Here is a 14359-nt window from a genome sequence, read left to right on the forward strand (position 1 = left end):
GGTTCACACAATTTCTCAAGGTCCGCTCCTGCGTTATGACCTCCTTTGCGCAATTGTAGCTCTTGCTACATATCGACTCATCGCAGACTTTATTGTACTATAGGGGGTAATAGTTTGTCAAGAAAAAAACAGTCCCTAAAAAAGGAACTGATGAATGATGCTAATTGCCGGGATCGAACCGGCGACCTCATCCTTACCATGGATGCGCTCTGCCTACTGAGCTAAATCAGCTTACTTTGAAAGTATACTATAGATTTAAGCTTTTGTCAATATGCTAATTAGTATGCTAACTCATTGGAAAAGCCCAAGTAATAAACTTGGGCTTATGAAAATTAGACTATTGTAATTGCTCTCTCTTTTTATCTGGGTTCCAAACAAAACTTGCAACAAAGGTAAAGAGGATTGTCAGAATTCCGATTATAATTGCTAGAATCAAGGCAGGGATACGGATGAGCCACCACAGTGGATTTGGCTTTTTATTGTTGTGCCACTGTTTTGTTTCCTCATCCAGGCGTTGAAATTCAGATTGGATACGGTCTGCAACCATCTCAATTCCCTCATCATTCATCTTTTTAATATCTGAGATATCAATCGGATTTCCGAAGTTCATATCAATACGTTCACGGCTGACAAGTCCTTTTAGAGTCATAGGGCCAGTATAAGTAACTGGCATGATGCGAACCTTAGCCATCTTCGCGATGAGGGCAACACCACCCTTAACATCGTTAGAATGACGACTACCACTTGGAAACATAATCAGTGAGCGATTGCTCTTTTTTAGAACATTAATTGGATATTTGATAGCAGAAGAACCTGGGTTATCACGGTCGATAGGGAAAGCACCACACATGCGAATCCACCAACCAAAGATGCGATTTGAAAAGAGTTCTTTTTTTGCCATAAAGACAAATTGCTTTGGTTTTGTTGCAAAAGCCATATATACTGGATCCCACCAGGTACGGTGTGGCGCAACAAGGATATAGTTTTCATCTAAACTTGGAATTTTTTCAGTATTGTGAAAGTGAGCATTTCCATTGATTGACCATAGAATCAACATAACCAGCCCACGCAGATAAGTATAAAACATGATGTCTCCTTCAGTTCTCTTTCTTTTATTATACCTTATCATACTAGGACAGGCAAATGTTTTTTGTTTAGGCGGAACAGCTTTTTATATGAAATTAGAAATATTCAAAAAAAAATGATATGATAGAATTTATGGATAAAAATAAAATTATGGGCTTAAGCCAATCAGAAGTTAAAGATCGTCAGAAACAGGGACAGGTCAATGATTTCCAAGCTTCAGCTAGTACGAGTACATGGCAGATTGTGAAGAGAAATGTCTTTACTTTATTCAATGCTTTAAACTTTGCTATTGCCTTAGCGCTCGCCTTTGTTCAAGCTTGGAGCAACCTAGTTTTCTTTGCGGTTATCTGTTTTAATGCATTTTCTGGGATTGTAACCGAGCTACGTGCCAAACATATGGTTGATAAGCTCAATCTCTTGAATAAAGAAAAGATTATCACTATTCGTGATGGACAAGAGATCGCTCTGGATCCTGAGGAGCTTGTTTTGGACGATGTGATTCGCTTGTCAGCAGGGGATCAGATTCCAAGTGATGCCATTGTATTAGAAGGTTTTGCAGAAGTCAATGAAGCTATGTTAACGGGTGAGAGCGACTTGGTGCAAAAAGAAGTAGAAGACTTAATGTTGTCGGGTAGCTTTCTTGCGAGTGGGTCTGTCCTTGCTCAGGTTCATCATGTAGGGGCAGATAATTATGCTGCTAAACTCATGCTTGAAGCTAAGACAGTGAAGCCAATTAACTCTCGTATCATGAAATCGCTAGACCGGTTAGCTGGCTTTACTGGGAAAATCATCATTCCTTTTGGTATTGCTCTCTTGCTTGAAGCCTTGGCCTTAAAAGGTCTGCCACTCAAGTCTTCTGTAGTCAATTCATCTACAGCTCTTTTAGGAATGTTGCCTAAGGGAATCGCCCTTTTGACCATCACTTCTCTCTTAACTGCTGTTATCAAGCTTGGGTTGAAAAAGGTTTTAGTGCAGGAGATGTACTCTGTTGAAACCTTGGCGCGCGTAGATATGCTCTGCTTGGATAAGACAGGGACAATCACCCAAGGGAAGATGCAGGTTGAGACGGTCCTTCCTCTTACTCCAGCTTATAACAAAGATACCATTGCTAAAATACTAACTAGTTATATGGCACACAGTGAGGATAAAAATCCAACTGCCCAAGCTATTCGAAAGCGTTTTGCGGGAGAGGTAGCTTATCAGATGATTTCTAGCCTTCCATTTTCAAGTGATCGAAAATGGGGAGCAATGGAGTTGGAAGGTCTAGGAACTGTTTTCCTAGGCGCACCGGAGATGTTGTTGAATGCTGAAGTTCCTGAAGCTAGAGAAGCTCTTGAACGAGGATCTCGTGTCTTGGTGTTAGCGCTCAGTCAAGAAAAACTTGACCATCACAAGCCACAAAAGCCATCTGATATTCAGGCTTTGGCTTTACTTGAGATTCTAGATCCGATTCGAGAAGGTGCTGCTGAGACGCTAGACTATCTTCGTTCTCAGGAAGTGGGATTGAAAATTATCTCTGGTGATAATCCAGTCACTGTTTCAAGTATTGCCCAAAAAGCAGGTTTTGCAGACTATCAGAGCTATGTAGATTGTTCGAAAATTAATGATGAAGAATTGATAGCCATGGCTGAAGAAACAGCCATTTTCGGACGTGTCTCGCCTCATCAAAAGAAACTCATCATCCAAACTCTGAAAAAAGCGGGACATACTACAGCAATGACAGGGGATGGTGTCAATGATATCCTAGCTCTCCGTGAGGCAGACTGTTCCATTGTTATGGCTGAAGGAGATCCAGCAACTCGTCAGATTGCAAATCTGGTCCTCTTGAATTCAGATTTCAATGATGTTCCTGAGATTCTCTTCGAAGGTCGTCGTGTGGTCAATAATATTGCCCATATTGCTCCGATTTTCTTGATTAAGACAATCTATTCCTTCTTGCTAGCAGTTATCTGTATTGCCAGTGCTTTGTTGGGACGTACTGAATGGATTTTGATTTTCCCATTCATTCCGATTCAGATAACTATGATTGACCAGTTTGTAGAAGGATTCCCACCGTTTGTATTAACTTTTGAACGAAATATCAAACCTGTGGAACAAAACTTCCTCAGAAAATCCATGCTTCGAGCTTTACCAAGTGCCTTGATGGTAGTCTTTAGTGTTCTCTTTGTTAAAATTTTTGGAACCAGTCAAGGCTGGACCGACATTGAAATTTCGACACTTCTGTATTATCTATTGGCATCGATTGGTTTCATGTCTGTAGTTAGAGCTTGCTTGCCATTTAGCTTGTGGCGTGTGCTATTGATTATTTGGTCAGTTGGAGGTTTCCTTGGAACAGCTCTATTCCCAAGAATCCAAAAATTGCTTGAAATTTCAACACTTACAGGTCAAACATTGCCTATCTATGGCATTATGATGCTCGTCTTTATTGTGATGTTCATACTGACAAGCCGTTATCAAGTTAAAAGATAAAGAAAGACTGCAATCCATGATTGCGGTCTTTTTTAGGTGCAGGATAGCCAGATAAAATATGGTATAATAAAGGGAAATAGAGTTTTTGAAAGTGAGAGAAGATGATTTCAAAGAGATTAGAAATGGTGGCCTCTTTTGTCCCCCAAGGAGCCGTTCTGCTAGATGTGGGGAGTGACCATGCTTATTTACCTATTGAACTTGTGAAAGAAGGTCGAATAGATCGTGCTATCGCTGGTGAAGTTGTAGAGGGTCCCTATCAATCTGCAGTTAGAAATGTTGAAAGTCATGGCTTGACTCAGAAAATTCAGGTTCGTTTAGCCAATGGTTTAGCAGCTTTCGAAGAAAGTGACCAGGTCTCTGTTATCACTATTGCAGGAATGGGTGGTCGTTTGATTGCTACGATATTAGAAGAGGGCTTGGACAAACTAGCCAATGTTGAGCGATTGATTCTTCAACCTAATAATCGTGAAGATGAGTTACGTACTTGGTTACAAGAGCATGGATTTCAGATTGTAGCTGAAAGTATTTTAGAGGAAGCTGGAAAATTTTACGAGATTCTAGTTGTGGAAGCTGGAGAAATGAAATTGTCAGCAAGTGACACCCGTTTTGGTCCTTTTCTATCTAAAGAACGTAGCCCAGTATTTGTCCAAAAGTGGCAAAGAGAAACAAGTAAGCTCGAATTTGCCCTTAGTCAAATCCCAGAAAAAAATCATGAAGAACGTCAAGTTTTAGTAGATAAAATTCAAGCAATCAAGGAGGTGCTCCATGAAAGCAAGTGAAGTGATTAAGCGTTATGAAACCTATTGCCCTCAAGAATTTTCTATGGAAGGCGATAATCGTGGACTGCAGATTGGAACTTTGGACAAGGACATCCAAAAAGTCATGGTTGCCCTTGATATACGTGAAGATACAGTGGCAGAAGCTATTGAAAAGGGTGTAGATTTGATTATCGTTAAGCACGCGCCTATCTTCCGTCCGATAAAGAACTTGGTAGCTAGTCGCCCTCAAAATCAGATTTATATTGATCTTATCAAGCATGATATTGCAGTCTACGTCAGCCATACTAACATTGATATCGTTGAAAATGGCCTCAACGACTGGTTCTGCCAGATGTTAGGTGTTGAGGATACAACTTATCTGCAGGAAACAGGTCCTGAACGTGGCATCGGGCGTATTGGCAATATTAGACCTCAAACATTTGAAGAATTTGCTAGTCATCTTAAGGAAGTATTTGGTCTAGATAGCCTTCGTATGGTGTATTATAAAGAGACTGATTTGCAAAAAACAATCTCAAGAGTAGCTATTTGTGGCGGCAGTGGGCAGTCTTTCTACTCTGATGCTTTAGCAAAAGGAGCAGATGTCTATATCACTGGAGATATCTATTATCATACAGCTCAGGATATGTTGTCAGACGGCTTGTTGGCTCTGGATCCAGGTCACTATATTGAAGTTCTCTTTGTTGAAAAAATTGCAGAGTTCCTGAATGAATGGAAGGAAGAGAATGCTTGGTCTCTAGAGGTTATCGCAAGTCAAGCGTCCACCAATCCATTCCATCATATCTAGTTAGAAGGTATAGACAATGAAAAAAGTAGCCATTGTTGGAGCAGGAATTGTAGGGGCCACAGCCGCCTATTATCTCTCTAAAGAAGCTGATGTAAAAGTGACAGTCTATGATCATGGGCTTGGGCAGGCAACAAAGGCAGCAGCTGGTATTATCAGTCCCTGGTTTTCTAAACGACGCAATAAAGCTTGGTACAAGATGGCGCGTTTGGGAGCAGACTTCTATATCGATTTGTTGAATGATTTACAAGAGTCTGGACAGGAGGTTGATTTTTATCAACGCTCGGGAGTCTTTCTCTTGAAAAAAGATGAATCTAAGTTGGAAGAACTCTATAAACTAGCCTTGCAACGTAAAGTTGAATCTCCCTTGATTGGCGAATTAGCCATTTTAGATCAAGCGACTGCAAGTAACTTATTTCCTGGTCTAGAGGGATTTGAACGTTTACTCTATGCTTCTGGTGGAGCTCGAGTAGATGGGCAACTCCTAGTATGTCGTTTACTGGATGCCAGTCAGGTTAAGGTCGTAAAGAAAGAGGTTAGTCTAACCCCTCTATTATCAGGCTATCAGATAGATAATCAAATGTTTGACCAAGTCATCTTATCCACAGGAGCTTGGCTTGGCCACATCTTAGAGCCCTTAGGATATGAGGTAGACGTTCGTCCTCAAAAGGGGCAACTCCGAGATTATCAGGTTGATTCAGACATGGCAAGTTATCCCGTTGTCATGCCGGAAGGTGAGTGGGATTTGATACCATTTCCCGGCGGTAAATTATCTCTAGGAGCTACCCATGAAAATGACATGGGATTTGACCTAGCAGTTGATGAGAATTTGCTCCAACAAATGGCTGAAGCAGCAAGTTCGTTTTATCCTAGCTTAAAAGATGCAATGATAAGTGGTGAACGTGTGGGGATTCGTGCTTATACGAGTGATTTTTCGCCGTTTTTCGGACAAGTGCCAAACTTGTCAGGAGTATTTGTTGCGAGTGGATTAGGATCATCAGGATTGACAACTGGACCCATTATAGGCTATCACCTAGCCCAAATGCTTCAAGGGGAAAGTGGAGTCTTGGATCCAGCGGATTATCCGACTGAAAGATATATTAAAGAGAAATAATCGTAAACTTTTTACCTAGTTTTTACGATAGGATTAGGATAGCAAATGACTTTCCCCATCAAAAATGGTAAAATGAAAAAAATAATTCAAGAATAGAGGAAAAATGATGCAAGAAAAGATTTTGGTAACAGGTGGAGCAGGTTTTATCGGAACTCACACTGTCATTGAACTGGTCCAAGCTGGACATCAAGTTGTCGTGGTGGATAACTTGGTTAACAGTAGCCGTAAAAGTTTAGAAGTAGTGGAAAGAATTACAGGAGTTGAGATTCCTTTTTATGAAGCTGATATCCGAGATACGGATACACTTCGTGACATTTTCAAACACGAAGAGCCAACAGGTGTGATTCATTTTGCGGGTTTGAAGGCAGTTGGTGAGTCAACTCGTATCCCTCTTGCCTACTATGATAACAATATTGCTGGTACAGTTAGCCTTTTGAAGGCAATGGAAGAAAACAACTGTAAGAACATTATCTTCAGTTCATCAGCAACAGTTTATGGAGATCCACATACTGTTCCAATCCTAGAAGATTTCCCACTTTCAGCTACCAACCCTTATGGCCGTACCAAGCTTATGCTGGAAGAAATCTTGACAGATATCCATAAAGCAGATTCAGAGTGGAACGTTGTCTTACTTCGTTACTTCAACCCAATTGGGGCGCATGAGAGTGGTGACCTAGGAGAAAATCCAAACGGCATTCCAAACAACCTTTTGCCGTATGTAACACAAGTCGCAGTTGGTAAGTTAGAACAAGTTCAAGTCTTCGGAGATGACTACGATACTGAAGATGGAACAGGTGTTCGTGACTATATCCACGTCGTTGACTTAGCCAAAGGACACGTTGCCGCCCTTAAGAAGCTTCAAAAAGGCTCAGGACTCAATGTGTATAACCTTGGTACTGGAAAAGGCTACTCAGTTCTTGAAATTATCCAAAATATGGAAAAAGCTGTTGGACGCCCAATTCCATACCGTATCGTTGAACGTCGCCCAGGTGATATCGCAGCCTGCTACTCAGACCCAGCAAAAGCTAAGGAAGAGTTAGGTTGGGAAGCTGGACTTGGTATTACAGAAATGTGTGAAGATGCATGGCGTTGGCAAAGCAAACATCCAAATGGATTTGAAGACTAATCGTTTGATTAAACAAAAAAGAGGAAGTAATTCCTCTTTTTTTATAACTTTATATGTGGTTGAAATAAAAATTTGATTAGTGCTTAAGTGATAGAAAAATGTCTTAAAAGAACAGTTTATTGATTATTGAAATCCTGGAACAAATAAAAGTAAAATTGTATAAAAATAGCTAGCAAAAGACTATAATTTTCTAGAAAAATATGCTAAACTAGAGGGAGTGGAAATTAGAGAACGATGTTCCACCAAATTTTAAGATTCATCTATAATCAGAGCACGAGTAGGGCAATTTTTAACGGCTTCTATAATGTCGTCGTTGCAAGCAATTTCTCGCTCTAATTGCTCAGATTCATCGTAAAAACGGACAATACCATTATCATGGTAATCAAATAATTCTGAATAAGTTTGGCAGAGCCCACAAGCGATGCAACGTTCAGGTATAAGTCTAATCTTCATATTTATATTGTAATAAGAAACTAAAAAAAACTCAAGGAGTAAGGTATGGAAAAGGAACCGTGGCAAGAAGATATTTATGAAAACCAAGAAGAGGAATCAAGAACAGAACGCCGTCAACGAAACAAAAAAGGTTCAGGTGTCGTTGCCAATCGTATTTTAACGGTTCTAGCTATTCTCTTCTTTGTCATTGTTGTTGGGATGGTAGTTGTATTGGTCTACTTGTCATCAGGCGGAAGTGATCGCACTTCAGCTTTGAAAGATTTTTATGATTCTTCAGCTCCAAAAGTAGAAGAAGTTACAACAGTGGCTACTACTGCTCAGTCAACAGAGTCAACAGAAGCAGAGAAAACTCAACAAGAACATACAGAGGCACATACTGATTCTGAAGGAACTATTACAGTCATGGCAGGAGAAGGGGAAGCAGCTATTGCAGCTCGAGCTGGAATCTCTATTGCTCAACTTGAAGCCTTGAATCCTGGTCATATGTCTTCAGGAACTTGGTTTGCAAATCCTGGTGATGTCCTTAAGACAAGATAGGAGTGACAATGAAAACAATTCAGATTGCTATTGATGGGCCAGCTTCCAGTGGTAAGAGTACAGTAGCTAAGATTATTGCTAAGGACTTTGGCTATACTTATCTGGATACAGGCGCTATGTATCGTGCGGCGACTTACATCGCATTGAGAAACCAAATTAGCCCAGATGAGCCATCTCAACTTCTTGAATTATTGGAACAATACCCGATTAGTTTTGGCCGCGCTGAAACAGGAGAACAGCTTGTTTTTGTTGGAGATGTTGATGTAACAAATCCAATCCGTGAAAATGAAGTAACCAACGCTGTTTCTGCCTTTGCGGCGATTCCAGCTGTTCGTGAAAAATTGGTAGCTCTCCAGCAAGAAATTGCCCGACAAGGTGGTATCGTTATGGATGGCCGCGATATTGGAACAGTAGTCTTGCCTCAGGCTGAATTAAAGATTTTTCTAGTAGCATCTGTAGATGAGCGTGCGGAACGTCGTTACAAGGAAAACCTTTCAAAGGGAATCGAAACAGATTTGGAAACTTTGAAAGAAGAGATTGCTGCGCGTGATTATAAAGATAGTCATCGTGAAACTTCACCTCTCAAGCAAGCTGAGGATGCAATCTATTTGGATACGACTGGCCTCTCTATTTTAGAAGTTGTTGAAAAAATTAAATCAGAAGCTCAAAAACATTTATAAGAACTATAGAAACGATGAACTGAATTTCGGTTTGTCGTTTTTTATCATAATTTGTCAAATAGTCTGTTTTAAGGTATAATAGTTGCTGTTGAAGAAAATTTGACATTCAAATAATCATAAATTTTTTTAAGGAGATAAGATGAGTCAATTACCAAATTGCCCAAAATGTAATTCAGAATATGTATATGAAGATGGCGCACTTCTAGTTTGTCCAGAATGTGCTTACGAGTGGAATCCTGCTGAGCAAGCAGAAGTTGAAGAAGGAATTGTTGCTATCGATGCTAATGGAAATAAACTAGCTGATGGAGATACAGTAACCTTGATTAAAGATTTGAAGGTTAAAGGTGCTCCTAAAGACCTCAAACAAGGAACTCGTGTGAAAAACATCCGTATTGTTGAAGGTGACCACAACATTGACTGTAAGATTGATGGTTTTGGTGCTATGAAGCTTAAATCAGAATTTGTGAAGAAGATTTAATCATGATTAAAAATGAAAAAGTAATATTTTATAGTCGTATCTTTTTATTTATAGCAGCCTTTACCGGTGTATACTTGGAGATTACCAAACGCGGTGGTTTAGGGATGTTGCTATACTACACAGTACTTTCTAACCTTTTGGTTGTACTTTTTACAGGTTATCTTTTGTTAAAGATGCGTAGTGGAGGTGATAGTTGGCAGAGTCCTAGTATTCTACGTCTCAAAGGTGGCGTCACTATGAGTATTATGATTACTTGTGTGATCTATCATTTCATGCTAGCTCCCTTGACGACAGATTTTTACCGTTTGGAAAATTTTCTTTGTCATTATATTGTCCCTCTCTGGTTTTTAGCAGATACAATTATTTTTGATAAGAGTCGTCAATATAAGTTAGTTGATCCCATGCTTTGGACTAGCCTTCCTTTGCTTTATATGATTTTTGCCCTTTTAAACGGTTTTGTTTTAAAGATGGATGTCCCTAATGCTAAGGATAGTCCCTTCCCTTATTTCTTTTTGAATGCTACCAAACATGGTTGGGGCTTTGTCTTTAAATGGGCAGCAACTATCTTTGTTGCCTACATGGTTTCAGGATATCTCTTTTATCTTGTGAAAAGTATTAAAAAATCTAAGAAATAAAAGTACCCAATGTGGGTGCTTTTTTTATGATAGAGATAATTGTACCCGGACAAATCGATTTATTTTATCTTGTTATGAAGTCTTTTATACCTTACAATTAAACTGTAGCTACCAATACAACTATTGAGGATGAAAAGAATGACTGAAAATCGTTATGAATTAAATAAGAATTTAGCACAGATGCTTAAAGGTGGCGTCATCATGGATGTTCAAAACCCTGAGCAAGCAAGAATTGCAGAGACTGCAGGTGCGGCAGCAGTTATGGCTTTGGAGCGAATCCCAGCTGATATTCGTGCAGCAGGTGGTGTCTCTCGCATGAGTGATCCAAAGATGATTAAGGAAATCCAAGAAGCAGTCAGCATTCCAGTAATGGCTAAGGTTCGAATTGGGCATTTTGTTGAAGCTCAGATTTTAGAAGCTATCGAGATTGACTATATCGATGAGAGCGAAGTTCTATCTCCAGCTGACGATCGTTTCCATGTGGACAAGAAAGAATTTCAAGTTCCTTTTGTCTGTGGTGCTAAAGACTTAGGTGAAGCCTTACGTCGTATCGCTGAAGGAGCTTCTATGATTCGTACAAAAGGGGAACCAGGAACAGGAGACATTGTTCAGGCGGTTCGTCATATGCGTATGATGAATCAAGAAATTCGCCGCATTCAAAACCTCCGTGAGGACGAGTTATATGTTGCTGCAAAAGAACTCCAAGTACCTGTAGAATTAGTTCAATATGTCCACGAAAATGGGAAATTACCAGTTGTCAACTTTGCAGCTGGAGGGGTTGCAACACCAGCGGACGCTGCTCTTATGATGCAGCTAGGAGCAGAAGGTGTGTTTGTTGGCTCAGGGATTTTCAAATCAGGTGATCCTGTTAAACGTGCAGCAGCAATTGTCAAGGCTGTTACCAATTATCAGAATCCTCTAATTCTGGCTCAAATCTCGGAAGACTTAGGAGAAGCCATGGTTGGTATCAATGAGAATGAAATCCAAATTCTCATGGCGGAGCGAGGAAAATAGATGAAAATCGGAATCTTGGCCTTGCAAGGTGCCTTTGTAGAACACGAGAAAATGCTTGCTCAACTAGGAGTTGAAAGTATTGAACTGCGAAACCTAGAAGATTTTCAGCAACATAGAAGTGACCTGTCGGGGTTAATCTTGCCAGGGGGAGAGTCTACAACTATGGGGAAACTGTTGCGAGATCAGCAGATGCTAGTTCCTCTAAGAGAGGCTATTCTAGGTGGGTTACCGGTCTTTGGAACTTGTGCGGGTTTAATTTTGCTAGCAAAACAAATCACTTCTCAAGAGGAAAGCCATCTAGCGACCATGGACATAGTAGTAGAGCGCAATGCCTATGGACGTCAGCTAGGAAGCTTTTATACAGAAGCTGACTGCAAGGGCGTTGGTAAAATTCCAATGACCTTTATCCGTGGCCCGATTATCAGTAGTGTTGGTGACAGTGTTGATGTTCTAGCGATTGTGAACAATCAAATCGTAGCGGCACAAGAAAAAAATATGCTGGTAACCTCCTTTCATCCTGAATTGACAAATGATCTTCGCCTACATCAGTACTTTATGAATATGTGTAAATAAAAAAAAGAAGTTGGGATTTTTCCCAACTTCTTTTTTACATGTAATAAACAATAGCAATGTATTGGAGAGCAGAGGCTGCTAGAATGAAGAGATGCCAAATCATATGGAAGTATGGTTTCTTTTTAGCGTAGAATCCAGCGCCAACTGTATAGCAAAGGCCACCTGATACCATAAGACTCCAAAACATTGGACTTGTCTGACTGATGATTGCTGGTAAGATAGCCAATACAAGCCACCCCATGATGAGGTAAAGGATGAGACTAAATTTTTCATTGACCTTCTTGGCAAAGATTTTATAAAGAATACCGAAAATAGTTGTCCCCCATTGGATAGCAATAATGAGATAACCAAACCAATTATTCATCAGGGTTAAAACCACCGGGGTATAAGAACCTGCAATCGCAACATAAATCATAGAATGGTCAATAATTCGTAACACATATTTATGAGTTGAACCATAAGCCATAGAATGATAAATAGTTGATGATAAGAACATGAGAAAGAGGCTGATGACGAAGATGGAAACACCGACAGACGATAAAAACCCATGGGTCTCATAACTGTAAGTAGATGAAATGGGAAGTAGGATGAGCATGATAAATGCTCCTACAGCATGGGTGACACTGTTGGCAATTTCTTCTCCAAAACTAAGTCGTTTACTAAGTTTGAAACTAGTATTCATTTGTTTCCTCCTCTTCGATTTCTGTATAGACTAGTGCAAGTGTTTGATGATAGAGTTTGACCGTTTGGCAGCTTGCCTGGATAATGGGATTAGCTGGATCAATATCTTTATTCATATAGTCCACAAAAGCATTGTAAAGTTCTTCTGAATTAGTGTCTGTATGTAGGGTATTAAGGGTTTGAGCAATTTCTTGGATAGAAAAAACAGACTTGAGAGTGGTAATAGCAATCAATCGTGCGATTTGTTTGCGTTGGTATTTTTTCTTTTCAGGTTTACTGATATAACCGTGTTTAACATAGTTGTTCACCATGGATGCTGTCAAACCTTTCTCCTTGTCAGGAGAAGCGGGAGGACAGATTTGATTGACATAAAGCAGAACCTGGTCCAGATAGAGATTGATACTTGGAATTTCTTCCCATTTTGGATAGGAAAAAGTAGTATTCATTTTCAACTCCTTTTTATCTAGTTTTAATAACTAGATTATAAAATATTAGAAATAATAAGTCAAGTTTCAAGTGCTTGTAGAAAGAAATAATTTATGCTATGATGAGAGAAATAGTATGAAAAGAGGATAAATGATGGAGATTCGCTTAGCCTTTCCAAACGAAGTTGACGCAATTATACAAGTGATTGAGGGAGCCAAGCAATGTTTGGCAGAAGCTGGTAGCACTCAGTGGCAAAACGGTTACCCAGATGCAGATACCATTATTGAAGATATCATCTCTGGTCAAGCTTATGTAGCCCTAGACGAAGGTAATCTCTTAGCCTATGCAGCAGTGACTAAGAGCCCAGAAAAAGCTTATGAAGCAATTTATGATGGGAACTGGGAGGGAAATGAAGCAGAATACTTAGTATTTCACCGTATTGCTGTTGCTAGAGACGCGCAAGGTCAAGGTGTTGCTCAGACCTTTTTAGAAGGCTTGGTTGAAGGATTCGATTACCTAGATTTTCGTTCAGATACGCACGCTAAAAACATAGCCATGCAGCATATCTTTGAAAAACTTGGCTTCAAACAGGTTGGTAAAGTTCCAGTAGACGGGGAACGCTTGGCCTATCAAAAATTAAAATCAAATGACTAAGAAGTATGCAAAGATGCTATACAAGTCACCGATTGGCCCCCTATCTCTGGTAGCAGATGACCACTATTTGTTTGGGATATGGATTGAAGAAGAGAGCGATTTTGAGAAGGGATTATCTGAAAATGATGTAACTGTTGTTGAAAGTCATCCCATTTTAAATCAAATTACCTCCTATTTAGAGACTTATTTTAAGGGGCAAGATCAAGACTTATCTGGATTACCTTTAGCTCCTGTCGGTAGTGACTTTGAAAAAAGAGTCTGGAACTACTTGCGAAGAATTCCTTTTGGTCAGACTGTTACTTATGGGCAAATAGCTAAGGACTTGCAGGTGGCTTCTGCTCAAGCAATCGGAGGAGCAGTAGGTCGCAATCCCTGGTCTATCCTTGTACCTTGTCACCGTGTGCTAGGTGCTGGAGGACGTCTGACAGGCTATGCTTGGGGGCTTGAAAAGAAGACTTGGCTCTTGAGGCATGAAGGTGCAAGTTATCAAGAAAATAAAAAATAGAAAGAGAAAAAATGTTAGAATTTATCGAATATCCAAAATGTACAACTTGTAAAAAAGCTAAGAAAGAATTAGATCAACTCGGACTAGAATATAAAGACGTTCATATCGTTGAAGAGACTCCGAGTGAAAAGATCATTTTAAACTGGCTCGAAACTTCGGGATTTGAATTGAAGCAATTTTTCAATACTAGTGGAATCAAATATCGTGAACTCGGATTGAAAGATAAGGTTGGAACATTGTCAAATAAAGAAGCAGCCAAACTCTTGGCCAGTGATGGTATGTTATTGAAACGTCCAATACTAGTTGAAAATGGACTTGTAAAACAAATTGGCTATCGTAAGTCATATAAGGACTTGGATTTGAATTAG

At 39.8% G+C, this 14359-nt stretch carries 18 protein-coding genes and 1 tRNA gene; 14 read left to right on the top strand and 5 right to left on the bottom strand.

Features of this window, described 5'->3' with window-relative positions; genetic code table 11:
* Positions 1-158: 158 nt before the first annotated feature.
* Positions 159-231 (bottom strand) — tRNA-Thr (locus KBU52_RS00855).
* Between the two features lie 106 nt (positions 232-337).
* Complete coding sequence (locus KBU52_RS00860; RefSeq protein ID WP_006152498.1) at positions 338-1087, bottom strand: 1-acyl-sn-glycerol-3-phosphate acyltransferase; 750 nt, start codon at positions 1085-1087, stop codon at positions 338-340.
* Positions 1088-1218: 131 nt separating this feature from the next.
* On the opposite strand from KBU52_RS00860, the gene KBU52_RS00865 reads away from it, so the two are divergent.
* The 5 genes from KBU52_RS00865 to galE all read left to right on the top strand — a co-directional run bounded on the left by KBU52_RS00865 (position 1219) and on the right by galE (position 7355).
* Entirely contained in the window at positions 1219-3555 is a 2337-nt protein-coding gene (locus tag KBU52_RS00865) for a cation-translocating P-type ATPase (protein ID WP_254724006.1), read from the top strand.
* A 101-nt stretch (positions 3556-3656) separates the two neighbouring features.
* The gene (locus tag KBU52_RS00870; RefSeq protein ID WP_254724007.1) at positions 3657-4334 is read left to right on the top strand and encodes a tRNA (adenine(22)-N(1))-methyltransferase TrmK; all 678 of its coding nucleotides are present in this window, start codon (positions 3657-3659) and stop codon (positions 4332-4334) included.
* Positions 4321-5118, top strand: coding sequence for a Nif3-like dinuclear metal center hexameric protein (locus KBU52_RS00875; RefSeq protein WP_254724008.1), 798 nt, complete (start codon positions 4321-4323; stop codon positions 5116-5118). Before KBU52_RS00870 ends, KBU52_RS00875 begins: the two co-directional genes overlap by 14 nt.
* Positions 5119-5134: 16 nt before the next feature.
* A complete protein-coding gene (locus KBU52_RS00880; protein ID WP_254724009.1) occupies positions 5135-6229 on the top strand; it encodes an FAD-binding oxidoreductase in 1095 nt (364 codons plus the stop codon).
* Positions 6230-6335: 106 nt separating this feature from the next.
* Positions 6336-7355, top strand: a complete 1020-nt coding sequence (gene galE, locus KBU52_RS00885; protein WP_006152548.1) for a UDP-glucose 4-epimerase GalE — start codon at positions 6336-6338, stop codon at positions 7353-7355.
* Between the two features lie 249 nt (positions 7356-7604).
* On the opposite strand, the gene KBU52_RS00890 is transcribed toward galE, so the two are convergent.
* Positions 7605-7808 (bottom strand): ferredoxin, encoded by a 204-nt coding sequence (locus tag KBU52_RS00890; protein WP_254724010.1) that lies wholly within the window; start codon positions 7806-7808, stop codon positions 7605-7607.
* Positions 7809-7853: 45 nt separating this feature from the next.
* Between KBU52_RS00890 and KBU52_RS00895 the strand changes: the two genes are divergently transcribed.
* The 6 genes from KBU52_RS00895 (at position 7854) to pdxT (ending at position 11725) form a co-directional block, all read left to right on the top strand.
* Positions 7854-8345 (top strand): SAG1386/EF1546 family surface-associated protein, encoded by a 492-nt coding sequence (locus tag KBU52_RS00895; RefSeq protein ID WP_254724011.1) that lies wholly within the window; start codon positions 7854-7856, stop codon positions 8343-8345.
* 8 nt (positions 8346-8353) lie between these two features.
* Entirely contained in the window at positions 8354-9025 is a 672-nt protein-coding gene (cmk, locus tag KBU52_RS00900) for a (d)CMP kinase (protein ID WP_006152522.1), read from the top strand.
* A gap of 139 nt (positions 9026-9164) precedes the next feature.
* Positions 9165-9503: a zinc ribbon domain-containing protein YjdM gene (locus KBU52_RS00905; protein ID WP_004253903.1), complete on the top strand. Its 339-nt coding sequence runs from the start codon at positions 9165-9167 to the stop codon at positions 9501-9503.
* Between the two features lie 2 nt (positions 9504-9505).
* A complete protein-coding gene (locus KBU52_RS00910) occupies positions 9506-10138 on the top strand; it encodes a Pr6Pr family membrane protein (RefSeq protein ID WP_254724012.1) in 633 nt (210 codons plus the stop codon).
* 138 nt (positions 10139-10276) lie between these two features.
* Positions 10277-11152 carry a pyridoxal 5'-phosphate synthase lyase subunit PdxS gene (gene pdxS, locus KBU52_RS00915; RefSeq protein ID WP_254724013.1) on the top strand — a complete coding sequence of 292 codons (876 nt, stop codon included), beginning with the start codon at positions 10277-10279 and terminating at the stop codon, positions 11150-11152.
* Entirely contained in the window at positions 11153-11725 is a 573-nt protein-coding gene (gene pdxT / locus KBU52_RS00920) for a pyridoxal 5'-phosphate synthase glutaminase subunit PdxT (RefSeq protein WP_254724014.1), read from the top strand. It abuts the gene before it with no gap.
* A gap of 34 nt (positions 11726-11759) precedes the next feature.
* Here pdxT and KBU52_RS00925 read toward each other — a convergent pair whose 3' ends face one another.
* Entirely contained in the window at positions 11760-12407 is a 648-nt protein-coding gene (locus KBU52_RS00925; RefSeq protein ID WP_254724015.1) for a hemolysin III family protein, read from the bottom strand.
* On the bottom strand, positions 12397-12852 hold the full coding sequence (locus KBU52_RS00930; RefSeq protein ID WP_254724016.1) for a DUF1836 domain-containing protein: 456 nt from the start codon (positions 12850-12852) through the stop codon (positions 12397-12399). The genes KBU52_RS00925 and KBU52_RS00930 overlap by 11 nt, the downstream gene beginning before the upstream one ends.
* A gap of 133 nt (positions 12853-12985) precedes the next feature.
* On the opposite strand from KBU52_RS00930, the gene KBU52_RS00935 reads away from it, so the two are divergent.
* From KBU52_RS00935 to KBU52_RS00945, 3 genes are read left to right on the top strand one after another with little or no spacing between them, the layout of a single operon-like run.
* Positions 12986-13486 carry a GNAT family N-acetyltransferase gene (locus KBU52_RS00935; RefSeq protein WP_254724599.1) on the top strand — a complete coding sequence of 167 codons (501 nt, stop codon included), beginning with the start codon at positions 12986-12988 and terminating at the stop codon, positions 13484-13486.
* A gap of 13 nt (positions 13487-13499) precedes the next feature.
* Positions 13500-13991: a methylated-DNA--[protein]-cysteine S-methyltransferase gene (locus KBU52_RS00940; RefSeq protein ID WP_254724600.1), complete on the top strand. Its 492-nt coding sequence runs from the start codon at positions 13500-13502 to the stop codon at positions 13989-13991.
* A gap of 11 nt (positions 13992-14002) precedes the next feature.
* The gene (locus KBU52_RS00945; protein ID WP_254724017.1) at positions 14003-14359 is read left to right on the top strand and encodes a Spx/MgsR family RNA polymerase-binding regulatory protein; all 357 of its coding nucleotides are present in this window, start codon (positions 14003-14005) and stop codon (positions 14357-14359) included.

The organism is Streptococcus sp. 9.1(2021) (assembly GCF_030466425.1).
Taxonomy (GTDB): Bacteria; Bacillota; Bacilli; order Lactobacillales; family Streptococcaceae; genus Streptococcus; species Streptococcus wuxiensis.

Coding starts and splice junctions, on each gene's coding strand:
- KBU52_RS00895 (WP_254724011.1), top strand. CDS start 7,854: ATGGAAAAGGAACCGTGGCAAGAAGATATTTATGAAAACCAAGAAGAG.
- pdxT (WP_254724014.1), top strand. CDS start 11,153: ATGAAAATCGGAATCTTGGCCTTGCAAGGTGCCTTTGTAGAACACGAG.
- cmk (WP_006152522.1), top strand. CDS start 8,354: ATGAAAACAATTCAGATTGCTATTGATGGGCCAGCTTCCAGTGGTAAG.
- KBU52_RS00870 (WP_254724007.1), top strand. CDS start 3,657: ATGATTTCAAAGAGATTAGAAATGGTGGCCTCTTTTGTCCCCCAAGGA.
- KBU52_RS00935 (WP_254724599.1), top strand. CDS start 12,986: ATGGAGATTCGCTTAGCCTTTCCAAACGAAGTTGACGCAATTATACAA.
- KBU52_RS00925 (WP_254724015.1), bottom strand. CDS start 12,407: ATGAATACTAGTTTCAAACTTAGTAAACGACTTAGTTTTGGAGAAGAA.
- KBU52_RS00930 (WP_254724016.1), bottom strand. CDS start 12,852: ATGAATACTACTTTTTCCTATCCAAAATGGGAAGAAATTCCAAGTATC.
- KBU52_RS00875 (WP_254724008.1), top strand. CDS start 4,321: ATGAAAGCAAGTGAAGTGATTAAGCGTTATGAAACCTATTGCCCTCAA.
- KBU52_RS00945 (WP_254724017.1), top strand. CDS start 14,003: ATGTTAGAATTTATCGAATATCCAAAATGTACAACTTGTAAAAAAGCT.
- KBU52_RS00890 (WP_254724010.1), bottom strand. CDS start 7,808: ATGAAGATTAGACTTATACCTGAACGTTGCATCGCTTGTGGGCTCTGC.
- KBU52_RS00865 (WP_254724006.1), top strand. CDS start 1,219: ATGGATAAAAATAAAATTATGGGCTTAAGCCAATCAGAAGTTAAAGAT.
- KBU52_RS00860 (WP_006152498.1), bottom strand. CDS start 1,087: ATGTTTTATACTTATCTGCGTGGGCTGGTTATGTTGATTCTATGGTCA.
- KBU52_RS00905 (WP_004253903.1), top strand. CDS start 9,165: ATGAGTCAATTACCAAATTGCCCAAAATGTAATTCAGAATATGTATAT.
- pdxS (WP_254724013.1), top strand. CDS start 10,277: ATGACTGAAAATCGTTATGAATTAAATAAGAATTTAGCACAGATGCTT.
- KBU52_RS00880 (WP_254724009.1), top strand. CDS start 5,135: ATGAAAAAAGTAGCCATTGTTGGAGCAGGAATTGTAGGGGCCACAGCC.
- KBU52_RS00910 (WP_254724012.1), top strand. CDS start 9,506: ATGATTAAAAATGAAAAAGTAATATTTTATAGTCGTATCTTTTTATTT.
- KBU52_RS00940 (WP_254724600.1), top strand. CDS start 13,500: ATGCTATACAAGTCACCGATTGGCCCCCTATCTCTGGTAGCAGATGAC.
- galE (WP_006152548.1), top strand. CDS start 6,336: ATGCAAGAAAAGATTTTGGTAACAGGTGGAGCAGGTTTTATCGGAACT.